Here is a 10702-nt window from a genome sequence, read left to right as displayed (position 1 = left end):
TGTGGGAATGAGATAGCATGTTTGAACTGGTCCTCGGATACAACAACGCAAATAAATATTAGTGATCAAAAATCAGTTGTTGAAGACGGAATACAGTGGATTATCAATCCTTACGATGAATTTGCAATCGAAGAAGCCATCAAGCTTACAGAGCAACATGGCGGCGAGGTAACCATTATCGCCCTTGGGCCGGCACGTGTGGAGAAAACCATCCGTGAAGCCCTGGCTATGGGCGCTCATAAGGCAATCCGTATCAATACCGAGGCCATCCCGGATGACCCCGGCGTAACGGCAACTGCCCTTGCTACCGTGCTCAAAGAAGGCAGCTACGACCTGATTTTCACGGGCCGTCAAGCCATTGACGACGACCACGCACAGGTCCCTTCACGCATTGCGCAACAGCTCGACCTGCCTTGCGCCAGCGTCATCGTCTCGCTAGAACTTGATGGCAACAACGCCACAGCCCTACGTGAAGTTGAAGGCGGACACGAGCGCCTCTCGTTTTCACTACCAGCCGTCATTGGCGCCAATCGCCACCTGAACGAGCCTCGTTACCGTTCCATGCGTGGCATTATGCAGGCCAAACGTATTCCTATTGAAGTGGTTGAAGCCACCTTGCCGGAAGCGCAGTTGGTAGTAGAAAACCTCTCTTATCCGCAGGAAAAAGGGGAGCGCAAACTGTTTAATGAGGGCGCTGCTGACGCTGCTGCCGTTGTTCAATTGTTGCGTGATGAGGCCCAGGTTATCTAGGGATTAGGCATTCAGCTATTCGGAAGCCGGCCAAGACGCCTTGCTTCCCCATCCAAAGATTGTTGAGATTAACATGTCAATATTAGTTGTTTCAGATATACAGCAGGGGGCGTTGCGGTCCGTTAATGCTGAAGTTTATACAGCTGCAGTAGCCCTCGGCGCTACAATCGGGAAACCCGTTGCCACGCTGATGCTCGGTAGCGGTAACCTCGCACCACTGGCTGAAACTGCAGGCACATATGGTGTTGAAAAAGCCCTACTCGTAGAAGATGCGGCGCTTGCACAATTCAGCCCAGACGTTTATGCCAGTATCATTGCACAGGCGATCCGTGAAGCTGGTGCTGAAATTGTACTCATGGGTGCAACCTTCACGGGCAAAGACGTGATGGCCCGCGTGTCGCAGATGCTCGAAACCGGACTGGCGCAAGACTGTGTGCATATGCGCGAAGAAGGTGGCGCGTTGCTGTTTAAGCGTCCGATGTATGCCGGTAAAGCATTCGCTGAAGTGCGCCTCACAGGTTCGCCGCAACTCGCAACCCTTCGCCCAAAGTCTTACAAACCCATTGAAAGCCCAACGGCGATTGCGACCGAAACACTGACCATTGCCGCTCCCGCTGCTAAAGTTGTCGTTACCGCGTACGAAGGCAGCAGCAATGGCAACCTGGACGTAACTGAAGCAGACATCATTGTTAGCGGCGGCCGTGGCTTGCAGAGCGCTGATAACTGGAACATCATCGAAGACCTGGCTGATCTGCTTGGTGCAGCCACAGGATGTAGCCGGCCCGTGTCAGACGATGGCTGGCGGCCTCACGAGGAGCACATCGGGCAAACGGGCAAAACCGTTTCACCAGACCTCTATATCGCCTGCGGCATTTCTGGGGCAATCCAGCATGTAGCAGGTGTTTCCTCTTCGAAGTATATCGTCGCCATCAACAAAGACCCTGAAGCGCCTATTTTCAAGGTAGCTGACTATGGAATTGTTGGAGATGTGTTCGATGTGCTGCCGGCGTTTACTGAAGAAGTACGCAAATTGAAAGCACAGGATTAACACGGGCTCTCTTGCCAGGCTGCTAATTTTAACGGCGGAATGTTCAATGGTCGTAGACCCTGAATATTTCGCCGTTTGCTTTTCCCATAATGCTGCGCACGTAGGCATTTACAGCTTTGGGCATCGGGATGGGGTTATGGCCGGGGAAATAGTCGGCATACTTTTCTACAGAGTCTTCTACAAGTCCAGATGACACCACATTCAAACGGTGTCCATTTTCCATTTCGAGAGATGCAGCCTTTACAAAACTGTGGATCGCACCATTCACCATCGCGGCGCTGGCCGTCATCACAACCGGATCATCTGCCAGAATTCCTGTAGAGAGGGTAAATGAGCCCCCTGGATTAAGATGTGCTTGTCCGAGACGCACAAGGTTGACCTGTCCCATGAGTTTGCTGCGAAACCCGATATAGTAATCTTCTTCAGCGAGTTCATTAAAGGGGGCCCACTTGGCGTCTCCGGCGATGCATACAATGGCGCCCAGCGGTCCGGTTTGAGCAAACATGGCTTCAATTGAAGCTGCATCAGTAAGATCTACCGTCACATCTCCCGTATTCCGCCCAGCCACCAGTACCTCGTGCGAGGTGGTAAATTTAGCGACAACGTGCCGGCCGATTGTCCCTGCACCACCCACAACCAGAATTTTCATATGCACCCTTTGTTGTAAACACTGATCTGAATCAGTCTTTCATTTTGTCGAGAATCAGCTCGGCAAGATCGTATACCATCACCTGCTCCTCTTTACCCTCTGCTGTAACCCCATCCCGCAGCATTGTCAGGCAAAACGGACAATTTGCCGCAACTGCTGAGGCGCCTGTCTCAAGCACTTCCTCCACCCGCTCCTTGTTGATGCGCTTCTCGCCCGGCTCATCTTCCTTGAACATTTGTGCACCACCAGCGCCACAGCACAACCCTTTGCTCTTGCAGCGCTTCATTTCAACAAGCTCTACGTCAAGTGCTTCCAAAAGCGCACGTGGAGCTTCATACACGCCATTTATGCGGCCAAGATAGCACGAGTCGTGGTATGTGATCCGTTTGCCGTTGAACGAGCCGCCACCCTGGAGTTTTAGCCGGCCCGTATTGATGAGGTCTTGCAACAACTGTGTATGGTGAATCACATCATAAGAACCACCCAGCGCAGGATACTCGTTTTTGAGCGTATTGAAGCAATGCGGACAGGCGGTCACTATTTTTTTGATGCCGTAACCGTTGAGCGTCTCAATGTTTTGGAGCGCGGTCATCTGAAAGACAAACTCATTGCCGGCGCGACGTGCAGGATCACCTGTGCACGACTCCTCTTTCCCCAGAATCGCATAATTGATACCCACCGCGTTGAGGATCTCCGAAAAGGCGCGTGTCACCTTTTGTGCACGCGCATCAAAGCTGCCGGCACATCCCACCCAAAATAAAACTTCTATTTCTTTGCCTGCCGCAGCAACATCGGCCATGATTGGCACATTACTCATAAGCTATTTCCTTTCGATCTATTGGCTGCTAGTCTTCGCGGGTCCATCCATCGCGTGGATCTGCTACAGCCCAGACGGCACCGTTATTTTCAACGCTTGTAAACATCGGGATCCAATCGGCTGGTCCCTTCGACTCCGTCAGGATTTCATACCGGCGCAGCGCCAAAATGGGCTCCATCGGATTAATCATCACAGGACACGCCTCTACACAAGCCTGGCATGTTGTACAGGCGTGTAATTCTTCAGACGCGATATAATCGAAAAGCGACTTCCCATCATCAAAGTCAGCCGGCGCCACTGCTTCGCTGACAGCCAGGCCAGCTGCTACTTCATCCGTCCGATCGCGGATGTCCATCATAATTTTGCGGGGCGACAGTTTTTTGCCGGTCAGGTTGGCCGGACACTGTTCGGTACACCGCCCACACTCTGTGCAAGAATATGCTTCCAGGAGTGTTTTCCAGCTTAACCCCGTAACATCTTTGGCCCCAAACTCAGGCAATTCTGCACCCATATCCGCTTCAGACGCTTCAATCAACCCCATCATGCTTTTCACTTCATTCATGATTTCAGGCATGTTCTCCATCTCACCACGAGGCTTGAGTCGGCTGTAGTAGACGTTAAAAAATGCAAGTACAATGTGCAGATGCTTTGAGATCGGCAGGTAGTTGAGAAAAGCGAGCACCGTAAGGATGTGCAGCCACCACCCAAAACGCTCCACAACAACAAGACTTTGCTGCGAGAGTCCGCCAAACAACAAGGGCCCGAGCCAACTGCTCACGGCAAGGGTACCGGTATCGGGGTAATGGGCAGGATCGAGCTTTTGCAGGAGTACGTCAGCACCGTTCATACACACAATACCGGCAATCAATACAAGCTCACCCAGCAAGATGAGAATACCATCGCGGGCGGGCCAGCCTTGCATTTCGGTTTGCGTAAACCTTGCCGGCTTTACCAGTGTGCGGCGTACGAGAAAAATGATCGTTGCAAAAAAAGCAAAAAAAGTGAGCACTTCGATTGTGCTAATAACAAACGTGTAGAACCCGCCAAGCGCCGGCGCAAAAGCGCGGTGTGCGCCTGTAACACCATCAAAGAAGATTTCAAGCAACTCGATCTGCGTGATCAGGAAAGCGGCGTAAATGGCAAAGTGCATCAGCGCCGGCACCCACTGTTTGAACATCTTCTTCTGCCCTAATGCAATAAGCAGGACGTTCTTGATGCGCTCACCCGTATCGCCCTTAATTTCTTCGGGCTGCCCGAGGCTGATTTTCTTTTTGATTTGCAAGAATTGCCGGGCAGCAAAGAGAAGGGCTCCGCCGGCAATTACGATAAATAGTATCTGTTGAATCATCACTACACCCGTCAACCGTCAACAACTGAGGACCCGCGTCCAACGCGTCATACGGTAGATTGATCAAACTCCCTTGTCAATATTGCACACATTGCTACCCTAAAATCGGTGCAGCATGCGATTTCCCCTGAAAGCAACCCGTGGCTGGTCTGACAGATCCAATCTCATGAAAGTTAGGGAAAAACAAAGGCAGACGTACATTACAGGTAGCATGAAAGTAGCATTTTGCTTATTTCTTTCCCACCCCCCTGTAATTATTCACCATTCCTGTAAGGAGCATGTTTGGCGGTATTGAAGCTGGCGGTACCAAGTTTGTCTGCGCTGTGGGAAACGGCCCTGATGATTTACACGAGATTGTTCGATTTCCAACAACAACGCCGGAAGAAACCATTGGCAGGACACTTGATTTCTTCAAAAAGTACAACGATAGCCTGGCAGCCATAGGTATTGCCTCATTTGGCCCCGTGGACCCCAATCCACTATCTCCTACGTACGGCTATATCACAAGTACACCCAAACCGGGCTGGGCCAATACCGACCTTGCCGGCGAAATTCATAAGGTACTGAACCAGCCCTTTGTATTTGACACGGATGTGAATGGTGCAGCACTTGGAGAATACAAATGGGGCGCCGCGCGTGATGTTGATTCAGCGTTATACCTCACGGTGGGTACGGGCGTTGGTGGCGGTGCCATTGTAAACGGACAACGCCTGCACGGCCTGCTGCACCCCGAAATGGGCCACCTGATGTTACCAACAGCGCCAGGGGATACATTCGCTGGCAATTGTCCGTACCACAAAACCTGCCTTGAAGGCATGGCAACCGGGCCGGCGCTAAAAAAACGTTGGGGCACAGCCGCCGAAAACCTCCCCCCCGACCACGAAGCCTGGGACATAGAAGCCTGGTACCTCGCAATGGCTGTGGTCAACTACATTCTCACGCTCTCCCCACACCTCGTCATTATGGGCGGCGGCGTAATGGAACAGGAGCAGCTGTTTCCAAAAATTCGACGTATCGTACAAGAGACCTTGAACGGATATATCGCCAAAGCAGCAATAACAGCGGATATAAATGCATACATTGTACCGCCGGCGTTGGGTAACCAGGCAGGTGTTCTGGGCTCCATTGCCCTCGCGCAAGAAGCCATCTAATTCGGCACAATTGATGCTTTTTAGTGTACATCGGGAACGCATAAAATAATTTCAGGGTATCTTTCCCAATATCCATCACCCAGAATTTCACACATTAGCTATTCACTGCATGGCCTAGCGATACAATTACAGCATTTTTTTCGTTGATGCCTGTCCTTCAGCCATGATTCAAGAACAAAGTCGATTCTACCAGCGCCTGCTGTTTTTTTGCGATGCAGCGCTTGTTATTGTAGGATGGATTACCGCATACTTCATCAGATTTGAGCTCCTGACACCGCCGGAGTGGTTACCTCTTGAGCGGTACCTGAGCTTTTTGCCCTGGGTGCTGCTCATCACCATGATGGTCTTCACCTTTTCAGGACTGTACGCACCCGACCGGGCCCAGCGACTCACCCGTCTCATTTTCTCCGTTGCAAAGTCTGTTGGCATTGTACTGCTTGTTGTTGCAGCGTCCCTCTCTTTCTATCGCGAGTTTTATTTCTCCCGGCTACATATGATCTTGTTTGGCGCCATTATGCCAACGCTCATGATCGGGCTCCGGGTGGTTACGTTTTATACGCTGTACCGGGCAAGGGTCAGCGGGCGCAATGTACGCAGGGTGTTGATCATTGGCGCCGGCAAAGCCGGTCGGCAGTTGCAGTCGTCGTTCAACCAGTATCCCTGGATGGGGCTCGAAGTGGTTGGCTTCCTCGACGACGAACGGCAGGAGGAAGAAGATGTGCTTGGTATTACAGCCGACGCACTCAAAATTGTTGATGACTTTGCAGCACAAGATACCCCCATCGACTACGTCTATATCGCGCTTCCGCTGAAAGCGATTGAGAAGGTTACCCAGATTGTAGATGAGCTGTCGCGCCGGCTTACCCACGTCTGTCTCGTACCCGATCTGTTCCAATTCAATTTGCTCAATAGTCGCATTACTGATGTTGATGGGCTACCGGTCCTACACATCCTCGACGAAGCCCCGATGGAGTACAGGCATTTTGTCAAGCGGGCTATCGATGTCGTCTTTTCCAGCTTATTCTTGCTGGTTATTTCTCCCGTGCTACTCCTTATTGCAATCGTTGTAAAGCTTTCTTCCAAAGGTCCGGTTTTCTATAAACAGGAGCGCATGGGACTTAATGGACAGAAATTTAATATCCTGAAATTCCGAACCATGCCCGTAGACTCAGAGGCAAGCTCGGGGCCGGTTTGGGCCAAAGCCGGCGAGAAACGCGCGACACGCTCGGGGGCCTTTCTGCGCAGAACTTCACTCGACGAGTTGCCGCAATTCTTCAATGTCCTTAAAGGAGATATGTCGGTCGTTGGGCCAAGACCTGAACGGCCGGTGTTCATCGAAAACTTCAAGCAGCAAGTACCCCGCTACATGCTCCGCCACAAAATGAAAGCCGGCATCACTGGCTGGGCACAAATCAACGGCTGGCGCGGCAACACCTCCATCGAAAAACGTATCGAGTACGACCTCTACTATATCCAGAACTGGTCGATCAAACTCGACCTTAAAATCATGTGGCTCACATTATGGAAAGGGTTTCTCAGCGAAAACGCGTACTAGATGGTTGATGGAATCTAAAATTCGACATTCATAATTTACTTCGTTAGTCTCCCTGGCAAGCCAGGGTTCGTTTCTTGTTCGGTATTCGATATTCCCATACCTATTCCTAACTCTCCTCCAAGAATCCGCAATTCAGCCGGATCGACTCCCATGTTTGTCGATATAAAAGCCCATTCGACAACGGCAACCGAAAGCAGACATTCGCATTGATTCAGCTCACCAACGTATCCCTGGCATTTGGCGGTCAGCAAATTCTCGACAACCTGACCTGGACCATCAAGGCCAACCAATCCATCGGGCTGATTGGCCCCAACGGTGCCGGTAAGTCAACTTTGCTGCGGGCGCTTGCCAGCCGTCAAGACATAGATGCCGGCAATATCGGCATCACTGGTGGCAACACCATAGGCTACCTTGAGCAGAATGTGCAAGAAATGCCTTCTGACAGGTCGATCAAAGAAGAGGCGTTGCTGGCTTTTGCAGAAATCTTGTCGTTGCAAGAAAACGAAGTCCGCATTACCCGTGAACTCGATGCCAGAGAAGACCACGAAGACCCGGGATACCAGCGATTGCTGGGTGAATTGCAAAGCATACACGATCAACTGCTTTCGCATGAAGCCCATCGGATCGAAGACCAGACCGAAGCCATTCTGACGGGCCTTGGCTTTGACGCCGACGATCTCGACCGGCCACTGCAAACCTTTTCTGGCGGCTGGCGGATGCGCGTTGCCCTTGCCAAGCTCCTGCTACAAAAGCCAAACTTCCTCCTGCTTGATGAGCCGACTAACCATCTCGACATTGACAGCATCGACTGGCTGGAGCGTTATCTCAAGTCGTACAACGGCACCGTTGTCATTGTATCACATGACCGCTATTTCCTCGATCGGATGGTCACTACTACGGCCGAGTTGTACAGAGGCAACATCACAGAATACGCCGGCAACTATACCTTCTATCTACAGGATCGGGTTGCACGCAGGGAGTTGCAACGCGCTTCTTACGAAAACCAGCAGAAGCACATAGCCGAAACAGAGCGCTTCATTACACGCTTCCGCGCCAAGGCGAGCAAAGCCCGGCAGGTGCAGAGCCGCGTGAAAAGCCTAGAACGCCTCGAACGTATTCCGCCGCCGCCAGATGAACAGTCGGCAATCACCTTCCGCTTCCCCGAAGCAGAACCCTCCGGACGCACGGTGATGGAGCTCTCTACCTTCTCCAAACACTATGAAACTGAGGAAGGGCTCATCCAGGTTTTTGACAAAACGAGGCCTATCCTCATCGAGCGTGGCGATAAAATTGCGCTAACCGGGAAAAATGGCGCCGGCAAATCGACCCTTGCACGCATCATCAACGGCACAGAAGTTTTTGAAGGTGACCGCACACTAGGTTACAAGGTAAACCAAACGTTCTTCGCCCAGCATCAGGCAGATGCACTCAACTTGAAATACTCCCTGCTCGACGCAATGCAAGAAGTGTCTCAGGGGCACACTGAAACAGCGTTGCGCACCGTGCTTGGTGCATTCCTGTTTACTGGTGATGACGTATTTAAACCGATTGGCGTACTTTCGGGCGGAGAAAAAAGCCGGGTCGCGCTTGCCCGTACCCTCCTGGTGCCGGCCAACTTCCTCATTCTCGATGAGCCCACCAACCACCTCGACATCCAGTCTATCAACGTGCTCATCGAAGCCTTGCAGCAATACAATGGCAGCTTCATTGTTGTGAGCCACGATCGGCATTTCCTTGATCAGATTGTGAACAAGGTATGGCGGGTGGAAGATGGGGCGGTCCGCGAGTACATCGGCAACTACAAGGACTACCAGTGGCAAATTGAACACGGAACCGCCAGCAAACAGCAACAGGCTGTCGCTGCTGCTTCAAACGAAGAAAAGGCTGAACCACAAAAGAAGCGTTCAGGCGGCCCTAAAACCAAAGAGCAGAAGCGCCGCGAAGCAGAGGAGCGTAATTTGCGGTATCAGGCTGCCATGCAAGACGCCGATTTTGAGGGGTCGTACACTACCCCTTCTCAACTCAAAAAGGCCCATACCTCGCTTGAGTTTACGATCGAAACCAAAGAAGCAACGCTGAAAAAGATTGAGGCGGACCTGGCAAATCCTGATATATACAATGACCCCCATAAGGCCAAAGACCTTACAACCAACTATCAAATGATGAAAGACGAACTCGCCGCCATGTACAGCGAGTGGGAGAAAATGGCAGAGATCCTTGCAGAAATCTCCTAGCGGCCCAGCTTACCGCAAAGGCGCTAGCGAGCTATCCTGCAGCGCTTGCTCCATGCGATAAAGTTCGGTTGGAATCAGAATCTCCGGGGGCACTTCTTCTCCATTGACGTATTTCATGATGGTCTGCACGGTTGTGCGTGCAATCTTGTCCGGATACTGCACGGCATCACCATAAATTTTCCCTTCGAGCACAGCTTGCCGGCCCTCCGGCTGTCCATCAACACTGATAACTACTACTTCATCTTCGCGGCCCGACTCTTCCAATGCAGCTACAGCACCCAATGCCGACGGGTCATTGATCGCGAAAATTCCTTTCAAATCAGGATGCGCCTGCAGCATGTCTTGCGCAGCGCGGTAGGAAATGGCTTTTTCGGCCCCACCGGGTAAGCGAGAAACAACTTCGAATTTGATGCCTGTTGCCGCCTCGTGCTCGTTAAGCGCATCAATAAATCCGCGCGTACGCAGGATAACAGATTCTACTTCTGCAAAATCCAGAATACCAATTGCACCACCAGTATCAACGCCTTCGATCATGGCCTGTCCTGCTACACGGCCGGCCTGGTAATTGTCTGTTGCGATATGAGACACCACTTGCACGCCTTCTGCAAGCACAGCAATGTCTGCTGTAAACACGGGGATGCCGGCTTCATTTGCCTCTGCAATGGAAGTACCGATCGACTTGGAGTTTATCGGCGTAAGTACAATCACATCCACCCCCTGCACAATAAAATCAGAAACTTGATTCTTCTGTTTACTGATGTCATAATCACCGGAAACAACAACAGCTTCATACCCAAACTTGCCGGCTTCATCAGCAATCGTTTCGCCAAGCAACTTAAAAAACGGATTCGTTGCCGTCATGATTGAAACCCCAATCACGGGTTTCTCTTCCGAACTGGTATTTTGTTCAGCACAGCCCGTCACGACCAGGGTGATAAAAATGACAAACAAGGTAGGTTTAAATAACGCGGTTAAACGGTTCATGGCGAAAGCATTAAGGTAAGTTGACCTGCATCTGAAATATGAGGATACAAAATTTATAGAAAAGGATGGCAATGCTGCTTGTAGTCACACTGCTTGCGCGATGCATACTATTGTGGACAACCAGCATACGCAAAACGATAGATTTACGTGTATAATAGACATGGCC

At 51.3% G+C, this 10702-nt stretch carries 9 protein-coding genes; 5 read left to right on the top strand and 4 right to left on the bottom strand.

Going from position 1 to position 10702, the window contains the following annotated elements; genetic code table 11:
• Together AAF564_23020 and AAF564_23015 are read left to right on the top strand one after the other, a co-directional pair.
• On the top strand, positions 1 to 750 hold a 750-nt coding region (locus tag AAF564_23020; GenBank protein MEM8488439.1), incomplete at its 5' end, for an electron transfer flavoprotein subunit beta/FixA family protein.
• A 73-nt stretch (positions 751 to 823) separates the two neighbouring features.
• Positions 824 to 1798: an electron transfer flavoprotein subunit alpha/FixB family protein gene (locus AAF564_23015; protein ID MEM8488438.1), complete on the top strand. Its 975-nt coding sequence runs from the start codon at positions 824 to 826 to the stop codon at positions 1796 to 1798.
• Positions 1799 to 1841: 43 nt separating this feature from the next.
• Here the strand turns inward: AAF564_23015 and AAF564_23010 are convergent, their stop codons facing one another.
• From AAF564_23010 to AAF564_23000, 3 genes are read right to left on the bottom strand one after another with little or no spacing between them, the layout of a single operon-like run.
• A complete protein-coding gene (locus tag AAF564_23010) occupies positions 1842 to 2447 on the bottom strand; it encodes a short chain dehydrogenase (protein MEM8488437.1) in 606 nt (201 codons plus the stop codon).
• A gap of 31 nt (positions 2448 to 2478) precedes the next feature.
• Positions 2479 to 3264, bottom strand: a complete 786-nt coding sequence (locus AAF564_23005; GenBank protein MEM8488436.1) for a (Fe-S)-binding protein — start codon at positions 3262 to 3264, stop codon at positions 2479 to 2481.
• Positions 3265 to 3292: 28 nt separating this feature from the next.
• Positions 3293 to 4612, bottom strand: a complete 1320-nt coding sequence (locus tag AAF564_23000) for a (Fe-S)-binding protein (GenBank protein MEM8488435.1) — start codon at positions 4610 to 4612, stop codon at positions 3293 to 3295.
• Between the two features lie 278 nt (positions 4613 to 4890).
• On the opposite strand from AAF564_23000, the gene AAF564_22995 reads away from it, so the two are divergent.
• The 3 genes from AAF564_22995 (at position 4891) to AAF564_22985 (ending at position 9552) form a co-directional block, all read left to right on the top strand.
• Positions 4891 to 5763 carry an ROK family protein gene (locus AAF564_22995; protein MEM8488434.1) on the top strand — a complete coding sequence of 291 codons (873 nt, stop codon included), beginning with the start codon at positions 4891 to 4893 and terminating at the stop codon, positions 5761 to 5763.
• A gap of 163 nt (positions 5764 to 5926) precedes the next feature.
• Positions 5927 to 7318, top strand: a complete 1392-nt coding sequence (locus AAF564_22990; GenBank protein MEM8488433.1) for an undecaprenyl-phosphate glucose phosphotransferase — start codon at positions 5927 to 5929, stop codon at positions 7316 to 7318.
• Positions 7319 to 7524: 206 nt separating this feature from the next.
• Positions 7525 to 9552: an ABC-F family ATP-binding cassette domain-containing protein gene (locus AAF564_22985; protein MEM8488432.1), complete on the top strand. Its 2028-nt coding sequence runs from the start codon at positions 7525 to 7527 to the stop codon at positions 9550 to 9552.
• Positions 9553 to 9561: 9 nt separating this feature from the next.
• Here AAF564_22985 and AAF564_22980 read toward each other — a convergent pair whose 3' ends face one another.
• Positions 9562 to 10536 (bottom strand): substrate-binding domain-containing protein, encoded by a 975-nt coding sequence (locus AAF564_22980; GenBank protein MEM8488431.1) that lies wholly within the window; start codon positions 10534 to 10536, stop codon positions 9562 to 9564.
• Positions 10537 to 10702 lie beyond the last annotated feature (166 nt).

The sequence above is a fragment of the Bacteroidota bacterium genome, from assembly GCA_039111535.1.
In the GTDB taxonomy this organism is placed as follows: domain Bacteria; phylum Bacteroidota; class Rhodothermia; order Rhodothermales; family JAHQVL01; genus JBCCIM01.
This window is presented reverse-complemented; position numbering and strand designations above follow the sequence as displayed.

Excerpts from the sequence above, each read along its gene's own strand:
- AAF564_23005 (MEM8488436.1), bottom strand. The coding sequence starts at position 3,264 with ATGAGTAATGTGCCAATCATGGCCGATGTTGCTGCGGCAGGCAAAGAA.
- AAF564_23015 (MEM8488438.1), top strand. The coding sequence starts at position 824 with ATGTCAATATTAGTTGTTTCAGATATACAGCAGGGGGCGTTGCGGTCC.
- AAF564_23000 (MEM8488435.1), bottom strand. The coding sequence starts at position 4,612 with ATGATTCAACAGATACTATTTATCGTAATTGCCGGCGGAGCCCTTCTC.
- AAF564_22990 (MEM8488433.1), top strand. The coding sequence starts at position 5,927 with ATGATTCAAGAACAAAGTCGATTCTACCAGCGCCTGCTGTTTTTTTGC.
- AAF564_23010 (MEM8488437.1), bottom strand. The coding sequence starts at position 2,447 with ATGAAAATTCTGGTTGTGGGTGGTGCAGGGACAATCGGCCGGCACGTT.
- AAF564_22980 (MEM8488431.1), bottom strand. The coding sequence starts at position 10,536 with ATGAACCGTTTAACCGCGTTATTTAAACCTACCTTGTTTGTCATTTTT.
- AAF564_22995 (MEM8488434.1), top strand. The coding sequence starts at position 4,891 with ATGTTTGGCGGTATTGAAGCTGGCGGTACCAAGTTTGTCTGCGCTGTG.